Below are 20,375 nucleotides of genomic sequence, written 5' to 3'. Positions count from 1 at the left end.
TCGTCATGCCCAGGGCCATGCGTCGCCAGCGATCAGGCGGGCAATACCCACAGCCACCAGGACGGCCATCAGCCCGTCGACCCGATCGAGCAGACCGCCGTGGCCCGGGATGATCCGGCCGCTGTCCTTCACGCCGGCCCGCCGCTTGGCCGCCGATTCGAGCAGGTCGCCCATTTGCCCCACGACCGCTAGCGCGGCGCCTGCAATCGCAAGATGAACGGTCTCGCCCAGCCCGAAGGCATAGCCGATCGCGGCGCTGGCGACGGCTGCCCAGGCCATACCGCCGATCAGGCCCGACCAGGTCTTCCCAGGGCTGATGCGAGGCGCCAGCTTGGCGCCGCCGGCCGTGCGGCCCACGAAGTAGGCGCCGATATCCGTGGCGAAGATGCACACGAGCACCCAAAGAAGGGTTTCGCGGCCAAAGGCCGGCTGGTGCCGCAACCACAGGAGAGCAACCAGGGCAGCGAGGCTGTATATCCAGGCGAGGATGCGCAGGATGGGCGCGCCGCGGGTCAAGCGCGTCCATTCGAAGATCATCACTGGAGCAGCAAGAGCCGCCACGAGGTCGAGCCAGGGAAATCCGTACCAGACGGCGGCGACCACCAGCGGTCCCAGCACGACGGCCGAGAGTGCCCGTACCAGCAATCCGGCGAAGCGCCCACCGCGGGCCGAGGGAGCGTTAGCTTCCGACGCCGCCATACCGCCGCTCACGCCGCCGGAACTCCGAGATGGCCTGTTCCAGGTGTTCCTTGCCGAAGTCCGGCCACAGCGTGTCGACGAAAACCAGCTCCGAATAGGCACACTGCCAGAGCAGGAAATTGCTGATCCTCTGCTCGCCGCTGGTCCGGATCAGCAGATCCGGGTCCGGCACGCCGGCCGTCAGCAGTTCGCGCTCGAAGCTGTTCTGGTCGATGCCGTCGGCGGTGATCTCGCCCTTCGCGACCCGCTTCGCCAGGCTCCGCGTCGCCCGCAGGATCTCGTCGCGCGAGCCGTAGTTGATGCAGATGTTGACGTCGATGCGTGCGTTGCTCGACGTCATGCTCTCGGCGTCGGAGATGTCGCGCACGATGTCGGCGGCCAATCCGTCGCGGTTGCCGATGACCCTGAGCCGCGCGCCGTTCTTGCGCAGTTCGTCGAGCTCGCTGCGCAGATAGTGCCGCAGCAGGCCCATCAGGTCGGCCACTTCGTCGGCGGGCCGGGTCCAGTTCTCGGTCGAGAAGGCAAACAGCGTCAGGACGGGAATGCCGAGTTCGCCGGCGCCGCGCACCACGCGCCGCACCGCATCGGCGCCACGGCGATGTCCCGCCACGCGCGGCAGGCCACGCGCCTTTGCCCACCGCCCGTTGCCATCCATGATGATGGCGACGTGCTGAGGTCCCGAAGCCTGATCGGGATTGGCGGGCAGCGGCGCGGTAGGCATCAGACCGTCTTGATCTCTTTTTCCTTGGTGGCCAGCGCGTCATCGACCTGCTTCACGTAGCGGTCGGTGAGCTTCTGCACCTCGTCGGACTTCTGCCGGTGCTCGTCTTCCGAGATCTTGTGGTCCTTCTCGGCCTTCTTCAGCGCTTCCATGCCGTCGCGCCGCACGTTGCGCACGGCCACCTTGCCCTGCTCGGCGTACTTGTGCGCGAGCTTGGCGAGTTCGTTACGGCGCTCGGTCGTCAGCTCGGGAATCGGGATGCGGACAATCTGGCCATCGGGCGACGGGTTGAGACCGAGACCGGCTTCGCGGATCGCCTTGGCCGTCGGCGTCACGAGACCCTTGTCCCAGACGTTGACGGTCAGGAGCCGCGGCTCCGGCGCGCTCACGGTGCCGACCTGGTTCAGCGGCATCCGCTGGCCGTAGGCTTCGACCATGACCGGGTCGAGCAGGTTGACGGAGGCGCGGCCGGTGCGCAGGCCGGCGAATTCCTTCTTCAGCGCGTCCATCGCGCCATGCATGCGCTTCTCGAGCTCGTTGAGATCGGCAGACATGTTCAGGCCTCGTCCTTGATGATCGTGAATGTCCCCTCACCGCACATCGTCGACGCGAAGGCGCCCGGCTTGTGGATGTCGAAGACAATGATGGGGATGCGGTTCTCGCGCGCAAGCGAGATCGCCGACGCGTCCATGACCTGCAGGTCGCGCGACAGCACGTCCATGTAGCCGAGCGTGTCGTAGCGCTTGGCGGTCTTGTCCTTGCGGGGGTCGGCGGAATAGACGCCGTCGACCTGCGTGCCCTTCAGCAGCGCATCGACGCCCATCTCGGCCGCGCGCAGCGCCGCCGCGGTATCGGTCGTGAAGAACGGATTGCCGGTGCCGGCCGCGAAGATCACGACCCGGCCCTTCTCCATGTGGCGGGCGGCACGGCGGCGGATATAGGGCTCGCACACGGTGGTCATCGGGATCGCCGACTGGACCCGCGTCTGCAGGCCCTGCCGCTCGAGCGCGCTTTGCATTGCCAGCGAATTGATGACGGTTGCCAGCATGCCCATGTAGTCGCCGCTGGAGCGGTCCATGCCGGAAGCAGCTGCGGACACGCCGCGGAAGATATTGCCGCCACCGATCACCAGGCAGACCTGCACGCCCATGGCGTGAACGGTCTTCACTTCCTGTGCGACCATGGTGACCATGTCGGGATCGAGACCGTACTCTCGATTCCCCATGAGCCCCTCGCCAGAGAGCTTGAGAAGGACGCGGCGATATTGGGGACCCGACGGCATCAGATGCCTCTGATTACGTTTGTCTTGGGCGCGCGGACCACATGTCCGCGCGCCGGTGGCATTTAATACTACTTCTTGAGCTGGGCAGCCACCTCGGCCGCGAAGTCTTCAGACTTCTTCTCGATGCCCTCGCCCAGGGCGAAGCGCAGGAAGCCGACGAGGCGGACCGGACCGCCGACCTGCTTGGCAGCGTCGTCGACGACCTTCGAGACCTTGGTCTTGCCGTCCATCACGAAAGCCTGCTCCAGCAGGACGACTTCCTGGTGAAACTTGCGCAGGCCACCCTCGACCATCTTGGCGACGATATCGGCGGTCTTGCCCTGCTGGCCGGCCTTCTCGGCGAGGACCGCGCGCTCGCGCTCGATCGCGGCCTGGTCGAGGTCGGCAACCGTCAGCGACTGCGGGTTGGTCGCCGCGACGTGCATGGCGAGCTGCTTGGCGAGCGCCGCGAGCTTGGCCTTGTCGCCTGTCGATTCGAGCGCGATCAGCACGCCGATCTTGCCGAGATCCGGCGCGACCGCGTTGTGCGTGTAGGCCACGACCACGCCGTCGGAAACCGACAGCGAGGCGGCGCGGCGCAGGCTCATGTTCTCGCCGATCGTGGCGATCAGGTTGGTGAGCTCGCCCTGGACGTCACGGCCGGTGCCGGGGAACGGCGCGGCCGCGACCTTGGCCAGGTCGCCGCCATTCTCAAGCGCGAGCTTGGTCGCCGCGGCGACGAACTTCTGGAACTGGTCGTTGCGGCCGACGAAATCGGTCTCGGCATTCACCTCGACGACGGCGCCGCGCGTGCCTTCCGCGGCCACGCCGACGAGGCCTTCCGCGGCGACGCGGCCGGCCTTCTTCGAAGCCGCCGACAGGCCCTTGGTGCGCAGCCAGTCGACTGCCTTTTCGACGTCGCCCGCCGTCTCGCCCAGCGCCTTCTTGCAATCCATCATGCCCGCGCCGGTCTTCTCGCGCAGTTCCTTGACGAGCGATGCAGTGATCTCAGCCATTTCTTGCTCCGTTTGGTACAACAAGGGCCGGTCTTCCGACCGGCCCCGTCTGTTTCTCTAAGATGCAGGGGCCGAGTTACTCGGCCGGTGCTGCCTCGGCCGCCGGGGCCTCGGCAGCAGGGATCTCTTCGCTCGGCTGTTCGCTCAGCTCGCCCACGTCACCGCCGGTGGCGGCGATTTCGGCGCGGATGCCGTCGAGCACCGAACCGGCCATCAGGTCGCAATAGAGCGACACGGCGCGGATGGCGTCATCGTTGCCCGGGATCGGGAAGTCGATGCCGTCGGGATCGGAGTTGCTGTCGACCACCGCGACGATCGGAATGCCGCGCTTGCGGGCTTCCAGGACCGCGATCGACTCCTTGTTGGTGTCGATGATGAACAGCAGGTCGGGCGTGCCGCCCATTTCCTTGATGCCGCCCAGCGACCGCTCGAGCTTGTCGCGCTCGCGCGTCAGGTCGAGCTGTTCCTTCTTGGTGAGGCCGACGACGTCGCCCTTCAGGCGCTCGTCGAGCTCGCGAAGGCGCTTGATGGAGGCCGAGATCGTGTTCCAGTTCGTGATCATGCCGCCCAGCCAGCGGTGGTTCACGTAGTACTGGCCGCAGCGCTTGGCGGCATCGGCAACGCGATCCGCAGCGGCAGCCTTGGTGCCGACGAACAGCACGCGGCCGCCGCTGGCGACGACGTCGCGAACCTGGCGCAGCGCCTGCTCGAGCAGCGGCACGGTCTTGGTGAGGTCGATGATATGGACCCCGTTGCGCACCCCGAACAGGTACGGCTTCATCTTGGGGTTCCAGCGGCGCGTGTGATGGCCGAAGTGAACGCCGGCTTCCAGCAGCTGGCGCATCGTAAATGTCGGCATGGTCATGCCGTTCTCCTTTTCCGGTTGAGCCTCCGCGGGCGTCGTCCCCGGAATGGGGACACCGGAGCGAGCGGCGGGATGTCTCCCCGTCGACCGCAAACCCGCGTGCGAAGTGGCGCGTTTCTAGTGGTTTGAGAACAAAAATGCAAGTCCCAATGAAATCAAGGCCTTAGGCGACCAATTCGGCGATTTCACGGGCCAGTTTGAGGAGCGAAAGCGGCGCGCTCCCCTCGGCCTTGTTGTTGGCTGTGATCCAGACCTTACGCCCTGCCTTGAAAGCGGCCGCCGCCATCCGGGCCAGAATCCGGCGGGTCTCGCCGTCCTCGTCCACGAGCTTGTCGAACGGCTCGTAGCGCTGCTTGGCTGCCTGGTAGAGGAAGCCCCGGTGCAGGTTCCAGCGCACCACCAGCGGGCCCGGCTCCTCGCCGTCCAGCGCCTTGAGCGCGGTTTCCTGCCGCTCGACCTCCGGCATGCGGTCGTGCAGCCCGACGCAATAGCGGACCCCTGCCCGGCCCAGCATGCGCATCAGGCGCGGCGTCAGCAGCTCGGGATTGCGCAGCTCCAGCGCATAGACCGGCTTCAGGCCGCCCAATTCCCTCGGCAGGGTTGTGAAAAATGCCTCAAGCCGCTCGATCAGCAGCGACGAATCCTCGACCAGGCTGCGCGGCAAGGGCGAGACCTGGAACACCATGGGCCCCGCCTTGGCCTTCAATCCCTCCAGGCAGGGCAGCACGAACTCGCGCGTGGCGACGGCGGCGTCGAGAAAGTGCGAGTTGGGCACCTTCCCTCGCCCCTCCTCGTCGCGCATCACGGCATCGCAGACGATCGCCGGCGCCTTTACGACGAAGCTGAAATGGTCCGGCACCTGGCTCGCGTAGCGCTGGTAGTCGACCGTAGAGATCGGTGCATAGAAGGTTCGGTCGAGGCTGACGGTCCGCAGCAGCGGGATCTCGGCGTAGGCCGCGAGCCCCTTGCGGCTGAGCGTCACCTGCGGGTGGACGCCGTCATAGACGAGGCTTCGCCAGCCCGGGAAAAACCACGACGACGTCCCGAGCCGGATATCGATGGGAAGCGTCGGTGCTTCGAGCAGCGGCGAATCCCTGGCGGGACGGACATCACCCGCACCGGCCACCCGCCGCTTGGGCGGCGCAGCGGCTTCGGTTTCGAAGAGGCCGGGCTGCCGGCTCAAATCTCCTCCACCTGCGCGATTCCCGGCAAGCTGCCGATCGTGTCGCGCAGGCCGCCTGCGATCGAATAGGTGCCGGGCAAGGTGACCTCGGCTTCGGATTCGTCGGTCATCGGCACGACGAGCGTGACGCGTCCACGACCGCGCTTGCCTTCGAGTGCCTTGCGCAACGCTTCCAGGGCGACCGGATCGGAGATCACGATGCGCAGGCCCGCTGCCGAATTCGCGACCGCATCCTCGAGCTTCTCGACCGTCTGGGCCGTGAGCTTGATCTGCTCGCCGTCGAGCCGGCCGTCGACCGAGATCAGCACGGCCTGTCCGGCTTCGAGCAGGTTGCGCTTGGAGTTGAGCAGCTCGCTGAACACGACGCATTCGAAGGCGCCGGACTGATCGGAGCATTGCAGGAAGGCAAAGCGATTGCCTTTCGCCGACGTCCTTTCCATCCGGTCGATGACCGTTCCGGCGAGCTTGATGCGCCCGGCCGAGCCGCGTTGCAGCTGCGCCAGCAGGTCGGCCGAGCGGCAGACGCCCAGCCGCTGCAGGCTGCGCTCGTAGACCGCCAGCGGGTGCGACGAGAGATAGAAGCCGATGGCCGAGAACTCGTTCTGCAGCCGCTCCATTGGCGCCCAGTCCGGCACCTTGGGGAGCTGCGGGCGGCGCTGGGCGGTGTCGTCGCCGAACAGGTTGTTCTGGTTGCTGCCGCGCGATTCGTGCGTCGCCTGCGAATGGCGGGTCAGCGCCTCGACGGTAGCGAAGGTCTGCGCCCGGTTCTTGTTCAGCGTGTCGAAGGCGCCGGCCTTCACCAGGCTTTCCAGCAGGCGCTTGTTCAGGACGCGTTGATCAAGCCGTTCGGCGAAGTCGAACAGGTCCTTGAACGGTCCCTTCTCGGCCCGCTCCTCGGTGAGCCGGTTCATTGCGTCCTTGCCGACACCCTTGATGGCGGCCAGCGCGTAGCGGACTGCCTTCTTGCCGTCTTCGGTCTTCTCGACGGTGAACTCGGCCGTCGACTTGTTCACGTCCGGCGGCAGCAGCTCGATGCCGAGCTTGTCGAGGTCGCGGCGATAGCCGTTGAGCTTTTCCACGTTGCCCATGTCGAGGGTCATCGTGGCGGCGAAGAATTCGACCGGATGGTTCGCCTTGAGATAGGCGGTCTGGTAGCAGACCAGCGCGTAGGCGGCCGCGTGACTCTTGTTGAAGCCGTAGCCCGCGAACTTGTTGACCTGGTCGAAGATCGACGAGGCCTTGTCCGCCTTCACGTTGTTCTTCTCGGCGCCCTCGACGAAGCTTACCCGCTGGGCATCCATCTCTGACTGGATCTTCTTGCCCATGGCGCGACGCAGCAGGTCGGCGCCGCCCAGCGAATAGCCGCTCAGCACCTGCGCGATCTGCATGACCTGTTCCTGGTAGATCATGATGCCGTAGGTCTCCTTCAGGATCCCTTCCAGCAGCGGATGCAGGTAGTCCGGCTCTTCCTCGCCATGCTTGCGCTTGATGTAGCTCGGGATGTTCTCCATCGGGCCCGGCCGATAGAGCGCCACGACGGCGATGATGTCCTCGAAGCGGTCGGGCTTCATCTTGCGCAGCACGTCGCGCATGCCGTTGCCTTCGAGCTGGAACACGCCCGACCCGTCGCCGCGGCAGAGCAGCTCGAAGGTCTTTCGATCGTCGAGCGGCAGCTTGGGAATGTCGATGTTTTCGCGCCCGATGAAATCCCAGGCCTTCTCGATGACGGTCAGCGTCTTGAGGCCGAGGAAGTCGAACTTCACCAGCCCCGCCGTCTCGACCCACTTCATGTTGAACTGGGTGGCCGGCAGCGAATCGGCGCCGTCGGTATCGCGGAACAGCGGCACGAGCTGGTCGAGCGGCCGGTCGCCGATCACGACGCCGGCGGCGTGGGTCGAGGCGTTGCGGAACAGGCCTTCGAGCTGCAGCGCCAGATCGATCAGGCGCTTGATCTCCTCGTCGGCGTTGTACTGCTCCTTCAGCAGATCCTCGGTCTCCAGCGCCTTGGCCAGCGTCACTGGATTGGCCGGATTGTTGGGCACCAGCTTGCAGATCCGGTCGACCTGCCCATACGGCATGCCCAGCACGCGGCCGACGTCGCGCAGCACCGCGCGTGCCTGCAGCTTGCCGAAAGTGATGATCGCGGCGACGCGGTCGTGACCGTACTCGTCGCGCACGTAGCGGATCACGCGGTCACGCTTGTCCTGGCAGAAGTCGATGTCGAAGTCGGGCATCGACACGCGTTCGGGGTTCAGGAAGCGCTCGAACAGCAGGCCCCAGCGCAGCGGATCGAGGTCGGTGATCTTGAGCGACCAGGCGACCAGCGAGCCCGCGCCGGAGCCGCGGCCCGGGCCGACCGGCACGTCGTGGTCCTTGGCCCACTGGATGAAGTCGGCCACGATCAGGAAGTAGCCGGCGAAGCCCATCTTCTCGATCATGTCGAGTTCGTAGGTCAGTCGCTCGTTGTACTTCTCGATGCTGATGTTCTCGGCGAGGCGACCAAGCTTCTGCAACTCGTCGAGGCCGTTCCTCGCCAGGTCTCGCAGCGCCTCGCCCTCGGTTCGGCCCTCGAGCTTGGTGTAGCGCGGCAGGATCGGTTTGCGCGGCGCCGGCATGTAGGCGCAGCGCTGGGCGATCACCAGGGTGTTGTCGCAGGCCTCGGGAATGTCGGCGAACAGCGCGCGCATCTCGGCAGCCGACTTGAAATAATGCTCTGGTGTCAGGCGGCGGCGGTTGGGATCGTCGATATGCGCGCCCTGCTCGATGCAGAGCAGCACGTCGTGCGCCTCGTACATCGACTTCTTCGGGAAGTGCACGTCGTTGGTCGCGACCAGTGGCAGGTTGCGCTCATACGCCAGCTCGATCAGCGGCGTTTCGATGCGGCGCTCCATGTCCTCGCCATGGCGCTGCAGCTCGATGTAGAGCCGGTCCCTGAACAGGTTCTGCAGCCGGTCGAGCATATGGGCGGCCGCGGGCGCCTGGCCGGCGGCCAGCAGGCGGCCCACGCTGCTGCCGACGCTGCCGGTGATGGCGATCAGCCCCTCGGTCGAACCCTCGATCTCCGTCAGCGGCAACGCCGCGACCGATCCGGCCTTGAATTCGAGATGGGCGCGACTCACCAGCCGCATCAGGTTGAGGTAGCCCGCTTCGTTCTGCACGAGCAGGGTGAGCCAATCGACCGTCGGCAGCTTGCTCGACGTCGCGATGCCGCCCTCTTCCTCGCGCCGGATGCCGAGATCGACGCCGACGATCGGCTGGACGCCCGCCTTGGAAGCGTACTGCGCAAACTCAAGCGCGCCGAAGAGGTTGTTGCGGTCGGTCACGCCAACCGCGGGCATGCCCGCTTCCTTCGCGAGCGAGACGACCTTGTCGACCTTGTTCGCGCCCTCGGTGAGCGAATAAGCGGAACGAACTTTTAGATGGATGAAATCAGCAATGGCCACGGGGCATCATCGCGCCGGGGCCTGTGGACTGTCAGGCATCGAGCACACCATCTTTCAGGTGAACGGTCCGGTCCATGCGTGCCGCCAGCTCGGGATTGTGGGTGGCGACCAGCGCTGCCATGCCGGTCTCGCGGACCAGGGCCAGCAGTTGCTGGAACACCGCTTCGGCGGTCGAGGAATCGAGGTTGCCGGTCGGCTCGTCGGCCAGCAGGACGCGCGGCGCATTGGCCACGGCACGCGCGATCGCCACGCGCTGCTGCTCGCCGCCGGACAGGCGGCCCGGGCGGTGGTCGAGCCGGTCGCCGAGCTTGACCAGGCCTAGCAGATCGGTGGCCCGCTTGCGGGCAGCCGCGCGGCTCACGCCGGCCAGCATCTGCGGCAGCATCACGTTCTCCACGGCCGAGAATTCCGGCAGCAGGTGGTGATACTGATAGACGAACCCCAGGAACCCGCGGCGCAGCTCCGTGCGATCACGGTCGGCCAATTTGCCGGCGGCCTTGCCGTCGACCACGACCTCGCCCTCGTCGGGACGCTCCAGCAGGCCTGCGATATGCAGCAGGGTCGACTTGCCGCTGCCCGACTGGCCCACCATCGCCACGATCTCGCCGGCGTGCAGGTCGACGGAGACGCCGCGCAGCACGTCGAGGCGGCGGTCACCCTGCACGAAGGTGCGGCGGATGCCCTGAAGCGAGAGCGGCAGCGAATTACTCATGGCGCAATCCCTCGACCGGTTCGACCCGGGTGGCTCGCCACGCCGGATAGGCCGCCGCCACGAGCGAGAGCACGATCGCGACGGCGACGATGATGGCCACCTCGATCGGCTGCACCCGGACGGGCATGGAAGTGATGAAGTCGACCTCGGCGCCGCCGCTGCCGGTCGCGCCCGTGAGGTTGGCCAGAAGCCGTCCGATCGACGGCATGTTGGCGCAAACGAGCAAGCCGAGCCCCGTGCCAATCGCGGTGCCACCGACCCCGACGGCCGCCGCGGCCATGAAGAAGGCGCGAATGATCGTACCGGGGCCGGCGCCCATCGTGCGCAAAATCGCGATGCTGCCGCGCTTCACCCGCACCAGCATCGTGAAGCTCGCGACCACGTTCATGGCAGCGACCACGACAATCAGGGTCAGGATGATGAACATCATCACCCGCTCGACCTGCAGGGCGCCGACGAAGCGCGCATTGAGGCCGAGCCAGTGCGAGACGCGGAGATCGTCGCGGCCGAGCGACTGGCGCAGTTCCTGCGCCATGCGTGGCGCCGCCGAGGGATCGGTCAGGAACAGGTCGATCGAGCTCACGGTCTGGTTGCCGTACTCCAGGTCCTCCTGGAGCATGGCGAGCGGGATGAACACCAGCGCACCATCGAACTCGTAGCGCCGGCTGAGGAAACTCGCGAGGATCTCATAGTCGGTGTAGCGCGGCGCGATCGTGCCACCTTCGTTCAGCCGATGGGTCACCACGGTCAGGGGCTCGCCCACCCTCACCTGCATCTGCTGTCGAAGCCGCTCCCCGATCACCACGCCCGGCTTGGTGCCGAACTCGGCAAGGTCACCGAGGACGATATTCTTCGCGACGATCTCGCGGTTCAGCAGGTCCTCGCGGCGCACGCCGCGAAGCTGCGCGCCGCGGGTCTGGCCATGCCCGGTCACGAGCGCCTGGCGCTCCAGCGTGAGGCGCACGGCCTCGACACCCGGAACGGCCTTGAGCTTGTCGAGCAGTTCCGGCGTCGCCTGGAGCAGCCCGTCCCGGGCCGCAATGATCACATGGCCGTTCATGCCGATGATCCGGCCCAAAAGCTGCTCGCGGAAACCGCCCATCACCGAGAGCACGACGATCAGGGTCGCGACGCCCAGCGCGACGCCGATCAGCGAGAACATGGCAATGAACGATACGAAGCCTTCGCGCTGGCGGGTCGCCAGGTAGCGCCAGGCCAGCCAGCGTTCGACGATCGGTGCCCGGTCACTCACGGCGCAAGCCCTCGACCGGATCGAGCCGCGCGGCTCGCGCGGCGGGATAGAGCGAGGCCAGCAGCGCGAAGACCAGCGCCATGACCGCGATGCCCGCGACCTCGCGCCATTCGATCCGCGACGGCAGCTCGGCCAGCAGGTAAAGCGTCTCGTCGAACAGGACGATGTCGAAAGTCCGCTGCAGCCACTGCCGGATCGCCTCGATATTGCGGGCAAAGGCCAGCCCCAGCACGACGCCGAGCAAAGTGCCCACGCCGCCGATCGCCAGCCCGTCCAGCAGGAAGATCCGCATGATCGTCGCCCGGCTCGCCCCCATGGTGCGCAGGATTGCGATGTCGGCCGTCTTGGTGCGCACCAGCATGACCAGGCTGGATACGATGTTGAAGGCGGCGACCAGCACGATCAGCGTCAGCACGAGGAACATCACGTTGGTCTGCGCGACGACGGCCGAAAAGAAGCCGGCGTTGGCCTGGAACCAGTCGAACACCCAGCCTTCGCTGCCGACGGCAACCATAAGCTGGCGGCGCGTCTCGGCGAGCGAGGCTTGATCGGAGACGAACACCTCGATGCCGGTGACGTTGGGCCCAAGGTTGAGCATGTGCTGCGCGTCCTGCAGCGGCGCGTACACGAAGTTGGAATCGTAATCGTACATGCCGGTGCAGAAGATCGCCGCGACCTTCACGGCGGCAGAGCGCGGCATCACGCCCAGCGGCGTCGCGACCGACACTGGCGAGACCAGCTGGAGACTGTCACCGACCTTCAATCCCATCAGGTCGGCCAGGCGGCGGCCGATGGCCACGTTAAAGTCGTCGCCGAACCCTTTCAGGGTGCCCCAGTCGATCGGCTTGTCGTCCTCGGCCCGGCACAGGCCGCGATTTCTCTCGCGAGTCTGCGGCGACCCCTCAATGGCCGAGGCCAGCGGCGCACGGTTGCGGATGTCTTCGGGCCGCATGCCGCGCAGGATGATGCCGCGGACACGGTCGCCCGCGACGGCCATGAGGTTGCCTTCCGCCGAGGGTGTCGCCGACTGGACACCCGGCACGGCGGCCATCCGATTGAGAAGGTCGGGCGTGGCCTCGAGGCCGCCGCGGTTGGACTGGACGCCCAACTGGCCACTGATGCTCGACATCTGTGCCAGCATCTCGACGCGAAAGCCGTTCATCACCGACATGACGACGATCAGCGTGCCGACGCCCAGGGTGATACCGATCAGCGAGAAGCCGGCGATGACGGAGATGAAACCCTCGTCGCGCCGCGCACGCAGATAGCGGAAGGCGATCAGGCGCTCGACGGCGAAGGCCATTGGCCCTGTCCTCTGCTCAGCCGAACCGCGCGAGAACCTGTTCGGGCGGCAGCTCCTCGCGGACGCCGGTCTTGCGGTTCTTGACCTCGAGCTTGCCGGCCGACAGGCCCTTGGGGCCGACGATGACCTGCCAGGGGATGCCGATCAGGTCCATGTCGGCGAACTTGCCGCCAGGCCGGATGTCGCGATCGTCGTGCAGGACGGTAACACCCTTGGCGGTGAGTTCGTCATAGAGCTTCTGGCAAGCGCCGCCGACGGCGCCGTCGTCGGGCTTCAGGTTGACGATGGCCACCTTGAAGGGCGCGATCTCGTCCGGCCAGACGATGCCGGCATCGTCATGGCTCGCCTCGATGATGCCGCCGACCAGGCGCGACACGCCGATGCCGTAGGAGCCCATCTCGACCGTGATCTGCTCGCCGCCGGGACCGGCGACGACGGCGTTCATCGGCTTCGAATACTTCGTGCCGAAGTAGAAGATGTGGCCGACCTCGATGCCGCGCGCGGCCAGCCGCTCGCCCTCGGGTAAGGCCTCGAAGGCCTTGACGTCGTGCATCTCGTCGGTCGCCGCGTAGAGCGACGTCCATTCGTTCACAATGCCCTGCAGGTCCGACGTATAGTCGATCTTGCGGCTGAGGATGTCCTTGTCGACGAGGCCCTTGTGACAGAACACGGCGCTCTCGCCGGTCTCGGCCAGGATGATGAATTCGTGGCTGAGGTCGCCGCCGATCGGGCCGGTGTCGGCACGCATCGGGATCGCCTTCAGGCCCATGCGCGCGAAGGTGCGCAGGTAGGCCACGAACATCCTGTTGTAGGAGTGAATGGCACCGGCCTTGTCGATGTCGAACGAGTAATTATCCTTCATCAGGAACTCGCGGCCGCGCATCACGCCAAAGCGAGGACGGACCTCGTCCCGGAACTTCCACTGGATGTGATAGAGGTTCTTCGGCAGGTCGCGATAGCTCTTCACGCCATCGCGGAAGAGAACCGTGATCATCTCCTCGTTGGTCGGGCCGTATAGCATCTCGCGGTCGTGGCGATCCTTGATGCGCAGCATCTCAGGGCCATAGGCGTCATAGCGGCCGCTCTCGCGCCACAGGTCGGCCGACTGGATGGTCGGCATCAGCACTTCCTGGGCGCCGGCGGCGTCCTGCTCCTCACGGACAACGCGCTCGATGTTGCGCAGGACACGGAGGCCGAGCGGCAGCCAGGCATAGATGCCGGCACTGGTCTGGCGAACGAGGCCGGCGCGCAGCATCAACCGGTGCGACACGATCTGCGCTTCCGACGGAGTCTCCTTCATCGTCGGCAGAAAGTACTGGCTCATGCGCATGCGAAATCGGTCCTCGGTCGGGATATCGGGGTGGCGGCGGACTGTAGGGAACGGGTCGGCCAAAGGCAAACAGGCGTGGCTTCGGCTGGCTTTACACAGCGCGCTGCCCCCAGACTTGTCCGCATACTGGGCGCGACTTTCGGGGGAGAACGGGATGCTCGAGCAACTCTTCAAGCTGAACGAGAACGGGACGAACGTCCGGACCGAGCTGGTGGCCGGGCTCACCACCTTCCTGACGATGGCCTACATCATCTTCGTCAACCCCGCGATCCTGGCCGAAGCCAAGATGCCGTTCGGTGCCGTCTTCACCGCGACCTGCGTCGCGGCGGCCGTCGGCTGCTTCCTGATGGCATTCCTGTCCAACTACCCGATCGCGCTGGCCCCGGGCATGGGCCTCAACGCCTACTTCGCCTTCGGCGTGGTCGGCGGGCTCGGCTACACATGGCAGGTGGCGCTGGGCTGCGTATTCATCTCCGGCATCATCTTCCTGATCATCAGCGTGCTGCCGGTCCGCGAATGGATCGTCAACGCGATCCCCAAATCGCTCAAGATGGCGATCGCCGCCGGCATCGGCCTGTTCCTGGCGCTGATCGCCATGAAGAATGCCGGCATCGTAGTCGGCAATCCCGCGACCCTCGTCACCCACGGCGACATGACGAGCTGGCCGGTGATGATGGCGGTCCTGGGCTTCGCCATCATCGTGGCGCTCGAACATCGCCGCATCATGGGCGGCGTGATCATCGGCATCCTCATCGTGACCGTGATCTCGATCCTGAGCGGCCATCAGAAGTTCACGCAGATCTTCGACGTTCCGCCCTCGATCGCGCCCGTCTTCCTGCAGATGGATCTTTCCGGAGCCCTGCATGCCGGGCTTTTGACCGTGGTCTTCGCGTTCCTGTTCGTCGACATGTTCGACAATACCGGCACGCTGATCGCGCTGGCCCATCGCGGCGGCTTCATGCGGCCCGATGGCACCGTGCCGCGTTTGCGCGGCGCCCTCGTCTCCGACAGCGCTTCGGCAATGATCGGCGCCGCGCTCGGTACTTCGACGACGACGAGCTACATCGAGAGCGCATCAGGCATCAACGCAGGCGGCCGCACCGGACTGACGGCGGCGGCGGTGGGCGTGCTCTTCCTGCTCGCGCTCTTCCTCTCACCGCTCGCCGCATCCATCCCCGCCTATGCGACCGCGCCGGCCCTTCTCTATGTCGCGTGCCTGATGGCGCGTGGACTGACCGAGATCGAATGGGACGACATCACCGAAGCGGCACCTGCGGTCATCACCGCGATGTCTATGCCCTTCACCTTCTCCATTGCCGACGGCATTGCATTCGGGTTCATCTCGTATGCCGGAATCAAGATTGCCGCAGGCCGGTATCGCGATGTACATCCGGCTGTAGGCATTCTCGCTGTCCTATTCGTGATCAAATATGTGATCATTCGATGAACAGCCAAACGGTGCGGACATTAGTTTGTCCCCCAGCACCCCTGCCCATAAAGATTCTTCTGCTGAATCCCCCTGGATCGAAAGAAAAGGTCTTGGCAACTCCCAGGCGGCACGCTACATAGCCTACGCCTTGGGCGCAGCCCGAGTTTAGGGAGGAGAGCAGCGCAAGCTGCCTACGACGAGTTTCGGGGTAGAGGACGGCGGGCTGAGGCCCGCCGTTTCCTTTTGGATCAAGACCCTTCGAGCCGCCTGAAGCTGAAAACATCTGCCTGGTAGAAGGCAAAGAACGCCAACCACAGGACCGCGGCGAGGATCGTCGTGATGATGGCCTTGCGTAGAAGTTCGGGCTTCTCGGGCGCCCCCCGCTCCTCGCCACGCCCGGGATTCTCGGCTCGCCGCACGCCCAGCGGCAGGACCATGAAGAGCACCGTCCACCAGATCACCAGGTAGACCATGACGCCGGTAGCCCAGCCCATGACGGGGCGCTCCCTTCAAACCTGCTCGAGTTCGACGATTCGCTAGTGTTTTTTAGATGCGGACGATGTGGATGTCCGTCAACGGCTTCTTGCCGAGGTGCGCGCGCACGACGCGCCGAACGGCTTGGCGGGCCGCCTCCTCCATCCGCCGGTTATCCGAGCGCTCCGATGTGCTGAGGTCCGCCAGCATCTCGACCAGCGCCTCGACGATGGCATCCGCGATCTCGCCCTCCGCATCGTCGATGCCCCGCAGCGAGACCTGGGGCGCGGCCAGCGCCTTGCCGCGCTTATCCACAACGAGGGTCGCGGCGGCGGCGCCGTTCCACAGCAACTTGCGTCGTTCGCGCAGGGACTCGCCGTCGAGCGGGATCAGCCCGTCGCCGTCGCGCGCAAGTCGGCCGGAGAACACATGGTCGATGATCTCGGCCGGGCCCGGAGCCAGCCGGACGAGCGTCCCGTTGGGCGCCACGATCGTTTCCGGCACCTGGCAGGTCCGCGCGAGCGCCGCATGCTCGATCATGTGGCGGACCTCGCCATGGACCGGCAGGGCGATCTTCGGGCGGACCCACTGGTACACCCGCACCAGCTCGTCGCGCGCCGGGTGGCCGGAGACATGGATGTCGGCCTCGCGGTCGGTGATGACCTTCACGCCGCGCGACATCAGGGCGTTCTGCAGACGGCCGACAGAGTGCTCGTTGCCGGGAATGACCCGGGACGAGAAGATCGCGGTGTCACCGTCCTCGAGCACGAGGTCGCGATGCTCTCCGCCCGCCAGCTTCGACATGGCCGCGCGCGGCTCGCCCTGGCTGCCGGTGCAGATGAACAGGACCTTGTCGCGCGGCAGGTAGCCCGCCTGCTGCTCGGGCACGCATTCGGGGAAATCGAGCAGGTAGCCGCACTCCTGCGCCGACTCGAGCATGCGTTGCAGGGCGCGGCCGGACAGGACCGGATGTCGGCCGGCGGCCACCGCGGCCAGCGCCACGCTTTCCACGCGCGCGAGGTTGGAGGCAAAGCAGGTGACGGCCACCCTACCCTTGTGTCCCTTGACCAGCTTCTTGAGGTTGGCGCGCACCTTCGATTCGGAGCCTGCCTCGCCCTCGACGAAGACGTTGGTGCTGTCGCAGACCATCGCGAGAGCGCCCTCGTCGCCGATGCGCTTCAGCATCGCCTCGTCGGTAAGGTCGCCCAGCAGCGGCTCGGGGTCGATCTTCCAGTCGCCGGTATGGAACACCGTGCCGAACTTGGTGCGGATCGCCATGGCATTCGGCTCGAGGATCGAATGCGTCATGGTGATCATCTCGAGCTCGAACGGCTTGAGATTGAACTTGCCGCCGAGCGGGATCTCAGTGACCGGCACCACATCGCGCAGGCCTGCGTCAATCAGCTTGCGCTTCAGCACCGAGGCGGCGAACGGCGTCGCATAGACCGGCGCCTTGAGTCGCGGCCAGAGGTCGGCGACGGCGCCGAGATGATCCTCATGGGCATGGGTCAGCACGATGCCGACCAGGTCCTCGCGGCGCTCCACGATGAATTCCGGATCCGGCATCACGACCTCGACGCCGGCCATCGAGCCGTCGGCGAAGCCGATGCCGAGATCGACCATCAGCCACTTGCCGGCGGTGCCGTAGAGGTTGAGGTTCATGCCGATCTCGCCGGCCCCACCGAGGGCCAGGAACAGCAGTTCGTCGTTCGACGGAACCGTCATCGGCTGTTGCGCCGCCAGATCTCCAGCAGGCCGAGCGACATCAGGTCGGGCTCGATGAAGTCGAACAGGCCGATCTCGTCCTTGAAGACGTTGGCCAGGCCACCGGTCGCGATCACCTTCATGGGCTCGCCGTATTCCTCGCGGATGCGCTTGATCAGGCTCTCGATGAGGCCGACATACCCCCAGAAGATGCCCGACTGCATGTTCGCGACGGTGTTCTTGCCGATCACCTTCGGCGGCTTCTCGACCCGGATGCGCGGCAGGCGCGCCGTCATCAGGTAGAAGGCCTCGATCGTCAGCTCGACGCCCGGGGCGAACACGCCGCCGATGAAGTTGCCGTCCTTGTCCGCGAGGTCGAAGGTCGTGGCGCTGCCGAAATCGATGGTGATCAGCGGGCCGCCGTACTTGGTGTGGCCGGCGATCACGCCGACCAGACGATCCGCGCCCGCTTCCGCCGGCCGGTCGATCAGCACCTTGATGCCGAGATTGCAGTCGGGCTCGCCCACGATCAGCAGCCTGGTGTGGAAATAGGTCTCGCAGAGGCGGCGCAGGTGAGCGTTCACCGCCGGCACCACGCTGGCCAGGATCGCGCCCTTGATCGACTTCGGGTCGAAGCCCTGCAGGTTCATGAGCTGCGTGACCCAGGCGGCATATTCGTCGGCCGTGCGCTTGGGCTCGGTGCGCAGGCGCCACGCCGCCACGATCCTGTCCTTGTCGAAGACGACGAACTTCGAGTTGGTGTTGCCAACGTCGATGGCCAGCAGCATCCCCGCTCTCCTCAGGCCGCCCGGCCCAGCAATTCACCCGACACGATCTTGCGCGGTCCGGCCGCCGTATCCAGCAGCAGCGCGCCCTCGTGGTCCAGTCCGGCGAACCGGCCCTTGACCAGTTCCTCGCCCAGCCGGACGTCGACCTCGGCACCCAAGGGGCCAGCCTTGGCCAGCCAGGCGCTGCGGACGGTCTCGAACCCCTCGCGGCGCCACTGTGCGAGGCGCGCCGCCAGGGCCCGTGTGAGACCTTCCAATGTGGCTTCTACCGTGCCGCCCAGCGCGGCGCCGGGATAGCGCATCTCAGGCAACTGCGGCGCGAAGCTCACATTGACGCCGATACCAGCCACGACATGCTCTACGAGCCCGTCCTGGCCGATCGCGCTCTCCAGCAGGATACCGGCGACCTTACCGCCGTCGACCAGCACGTCGTTGGGCCATTTCAGGCGTACGGCGCGGCCTTCGGGAACAATGTCGCCTACCGCGAGAGCCGCCACGAAGCCGAGTTCCGCCGCGCGCATGGCGGCGCAGGCTGGCCGCAGGATGGTCGAACTGTAGAGATTGCCCACTGGTGAGGACCAGTTGCGGCCCCGGCGGCCCCGGCCGCCCGACTGCTGGCGCGCCCATACGACAGTTCCCTCGGGAGAACCGGCATCGGCCAGACGGATGGCCTCGTCGTTGGTGCTGCCGACGCTATCGAGCGCGACCAACGTCCACCCGTCCGGCAGGACGGGCGCGTGGGTCATCGGAAGAGGCCTTTGGCGGCCGCTTCGGCAATCAGGCTGAGAGGCTGGGGAACCAGCGAGAAGACGGCGATCAGGAAGGCCGTCGCCAGCGCCACGACCCGGTTGACGCCGAATGCCGGCCGGTCGATGGCTTCGGCTGGCTCGTCGAAGTACATCACCTTCACGATGCGCAGGTAGTAGTAGGACGCCACGACCGAGGCGAGCACGCCCAGCACCGCCGGAACGAAGAGCTTCGCTTCGACAGCGGCCATGAAGATGTAGAGCTTGCCCCAGAAGCCCGCGAGCGGCGGGATGCCGGCCAGCGAGAACATGAAGATCAGCATGCCCAGCGCCATCATCGGCTGGCTGCGCGCCAGGCCCGCGAGGTCGGAGACCTCTTCCACCATGATGTTGCGGCGCTTCATCATGAGGATCGTGGCGAACACGCCGAGCGTCATGACCAGGTAGATGGCGAGGTAGAAAACCACCGCCTGGATGCCCTTCTCGCTGCCGCTGGCGACGCCCAGCAGAACGTAACCGACGTTGCCGATCGACGAATAGGCCATCAGTCGCTTGATGTTCTGCTGGCGGAGCGCTGCGAACGCGCCCAGCGCCATCGACAGGACCGAAGCCACGACGATGATCTGCTGCCACTGGGCAAACAGCGGCTTGAACGGACCCATCAGGACCGAGACCAGCAGCGACATCGCCGCGATCTTCGGGGCCACGGCGAACAGCGCCGTCACCGGCGTCGGTGCACCTTCGTAAACGTCCGGCGTCCACATATGGAACGGCACGGCCGACACCTTGAAGGCGAGACCGGCGACCACGAACACCAGGCCGATGATCGTGCCGATCTCCGTCGCCCGGCCGTCGACCAGGGCGCTGGAGATCTGGACGAAGGCCGTGCCGCCGCAGAAACCGTAGATCAGCGACGAGCCGAACAGCAGCATGCAGGACGCGACCGAACCCAGGACGAAGTACTTGATGCCGGCTTCGGTGGAGCGAACGCTGTCGCGCTGGAACGCGGCGATGACGTAGAGCGCCAGCGACTGCAGTTCGAGGCCGACATAGAGGGCCATCAGGTCGTTGGCCGAGATCATCAGCATCATGCCGAGCGTGGCGAGCGCCACGACCAGCGGATACTCGAAGCGCCAGGCCTTGGCCTGCTCGAAATAGGCGCGCGACATCAGGATGGCGATGGCGGAGCCCACCAGCACCAGTGCCTTCATGGTCGTGGTCAGGCGATCGACGATGAACAGCGAGGAGAACGCCGTCCCCTCCCGGTACGGCAGGAACAGCAGCGCGGCTGTTACCAGCAGCGCGACCGAGGTCGCCGCTGAGACGAACGGCGTGGCGATTTCACCCCGGACGACGCCGTAGATCAGCAGCAATGCGGTGGCTGCCGCGAGGAAGAGTTCGGGCCGGGCCAGGGTCCAGTTTTCGAGACCGACAATCATGTTCATCACT

General features: G+C 66.0%; 18 protein-coding genes. 1 reads left to right on the top strand and 17 read right to left on the bottom strand.

Annotated elements, in window-relative coordinates:
- Positions 1-3: 3 nt before the first annotated feature.
- From AC1RP5_RS10810 to proS, 12 genes are all read right to left on the bottom strand, one after another.
- Positions 4-711 carry a phosphatidate cytidylyltransferase gene (locus AC1RP5_RS10810; RefSeq protein WP_493110644.1) on the bottom strand — a complete coding sequence of 236 codons (708 nt, stop codon included), beginning with the start codon at positions 709-711 and terminating at the stop codon, positions 4-6.
- Positions 680-1,420, bottom strand: a complete 741-nt coding sequence (locus AC1RP5_RS10805) for an isoprenyl transferase (protein WP_493110643.1) — start codon at positions 1,418-1,420, stop codon at positions 680-682. Before AC1RP5_RS10805 ends, AC1RP5_RS10810 begins: the two co-directional genes overlap by 32 nt.
- A complete protein-coding gene (gene frr / locus AC1RP5_RS10800; RefSeq protein WP_493110642.1) occupies positions 1,420-1,974 on the bottom strand; it encodes a ribosome recycling factor in 555 nt (184 codons plus the stop codon). Before frr ends, AC1RP5_RS10805 begins: the two co-directional genes overlap by 1 nt.
- A 2-nt stretch (positions 1,975-1,976) precedes the next feature.
- Positions 1,977-2,705 (bottom strand): UMP kinase, encoded by a 729-nt coding sequence (pyrH, locus tag AC1RP5_RS10795; RefSeq protein ID WP_493113339.1) that lies wholly within the window; start codon positions 2,703-2,705, stop codon positions 1,977-1,979.
- 65 nt (positions 2,706-2,770) lie between these two features.
- A complete protein-coding gene (tsf, locus tag AC1RP5_RS10790; RefSeq protein WP_493110641.1) occupies positions 2,771-3,697 on the bottom strand; it encodes a translation elongation factor Ts in 927 nt (308 codons plus the stop codon).
- Between the two features lie 76 nt (positions 3,698-3,773).
- The gene (gene rpsB / locus AC1RP5_RS10785; protein ID WP_493110640.1) at positions 3,774-4,562 is read right to left on the bottom strand and encodes a 30S ribosomal protein S2; all 789 of its coding nucleotides are present in this window, start codon (positions 4,560-4,562) and stop codon (positions 3,774-3,776) included.
- 163 nt (positions 4,563-4,725) lie between these two features.
- Positions 4,726-5,745, bottom strand: coding sequence for a DUF72 domain-containing protein (locus tag AC1RP5_RS10780; RefSeq protein ID WP_493110639.1), 1,020 nt, complete (start codon positions 5,743-5,745; stop codon positions 4,726-4,728).
- Positions 5,742-9,188 (bottom strand): DNA polymerase III subunit alpha, encoded by a 3,447-nt coding sequence (dnaE, locus tag AC1RP5_RS10775; protein ID WP_493110638.1) that lies wholly within the window; start codon positions 9,186-9,188, stop codon positions 5,742-5,744. The genes AC1RP5_RS10780 and dnaE overlap by 4 nt, the downstream gene beginning before the upstream one ends.
- 31 nt (positions 9,189-9,219) lie before the next feature.
- Positions 9,220-9,900 (bottom strand): ABC transporter ATP-binding protein, encoded by a 681-nt coding sequence (locus AC1RP5_RS10770; RefSeq protein WP_493110637.1) that lies wholly within the window; start codon positions 9,898-9,900, stop codon positions 9,220-9,222.
- The gene (locus AC1RP5_RS10765) at positions 9,893-11,152 is read right to left on the bottom strand and encodes an FtsX-like permease family protein (RefSeq protein ID WP_493110636.1); all 1,260 of its coding nucleotides are present in this window, start codon (positions 11,150-11,152) and stop codon (positions 9,893-9,895) included. Before AC1RP5_RS10765 ends, AC1RP5_RS10770 begins: the two co-directional genes overlap by 8 nt.
- Positions 11,145-12,455 (bottom strand): lipoprotein-releasing ABC transporter permease subunit, encoded by a 1,311-nt coding sequence (locus AC1RP5_RS10760; RefSeq protein ID WP_493110635.1) that lies wholly within the window; start codon positions 12,453-12,455, stop codon positions 11,145-11,147. The genes AC1RP5_RS10765 and AC1RP5_RS10760 overlap by 8 nt, the downstream gene beginning before the upstream one ends.
- A 16-nt stretch (positions 12,456-12,471) precedes the next feature.
- A complete protein-coding gene (gene proS / locus AC1RP5_RS10755; RefSeq protein ID WP_493110634.1) occupies positions 12,472-13,785 on the bottom strand; it encodes a proline--tRNA ligase in 1,314 nt (437 codons plus the stop codon).
- 154 nt (positions 13,786-13,939) lie between these two features.
- On the opposite strand from proS, the gene AC1RP5_RS10750 reads away from it, so the two are divergent.
- Entirely contained in the window at positions 13,940-15,232 is a 1,293-nt protein-coding gene (locus AC1RP5_RS10750) for an NCS2 family permease (RefSeq protein WP_493110633.1), read from the top strand.
- 230 nt (positions 15,233-15,462) lie between these two features.
- Here the strand turns inward: AC1RP5_RS10750 and AC1RP5_RS10745 are convergent, their stop codons facing one another.
- From AC1RP5_RS10745 to nuoN, 5 genes are read right to left on the bottom strand one after another with little or no spacing between them, the layout of a single operon-like run.
- Positions 15,463-15,708, bottom strand: a complete 246-nt coding sequence (locus AC1RP5_RS10745) for a DUF1467 family protein (protein ID WP_493110632.1) — start codon at positions 15,706-15,708, stop codon at positions 15,463-15,465.
- Positions 15,709-15,760: 52 nt separating this feature from the next.
- Positions 15,761-17,413 carry a ribonuclease J gene (locus tag AC1RP5_RS10740; protein ID WP_493110631.1) on the bottom strand — a complete coding sequence of 551 codons (1,653 nt, stop codon included), beginning with the start codon at positions 17,411-17,413 and terminating at the stop codon, positions 15,761-15,763.
- Positions 17,410-18,180 carry a type III pantothenate kinase gene (locus AC1RP5_RS10735; RefSeq protein ID WP_493110630.1) on the bottom strand — a complete coding sequence of 257 codons (771 nt, stop codon included), beginning with the start codon at positions 18,178-18,180 and terminating at the stop codon, positions 17,410-17,412. Before AC1RP5_RS10735 ends, AC1RP5_RS10740 begins: the two co-directional genes overlap by 4 nt.
- Positions 18,181-18,191: 11 nt before the next feature.
- Positions 18,192-18,926 carry a biotin--[acetyl-CoA-carboxylase] ligase gene (locus AC1RP5_RS10730; protein ID WP_493110629.1) on the bottom strand — a complete coding sequence of 245 codons (735 nt, stop codon included), beginning with the start codon at positions 18,924-18,926 and terminating at the stop codon, positions 18,192-18,194.
- The gene (nuoN, locus tag AC1RP5_RS10725) at positions 18,923-20,365 is read right to left on the bottom strand and encodes an NADH-quinone oxidoreductase subunit NuoN (protein ID WP_493110628.1); all 1,443 of its coding nucleotides are present in this window, start codon (positions 20,363-20,365) and stop codon (positions 18,923-18,925) included. Before nuoN ends, AC1RP5_RS10730 begins: the two co-directional genes overlap by 4 nt.
- Positions 20,366-20,375: the final 10 nt, after the last annotated feature.

It is taken from the genome of Reyranella sp. GW821-FHT12G01 (assembly GCF_058806575.1).
The sequence above is the reverse complement of the archived record's forward strand: the minus strand, read 5'-3'. Positions and strand labels throughout refer to the sequence as shown.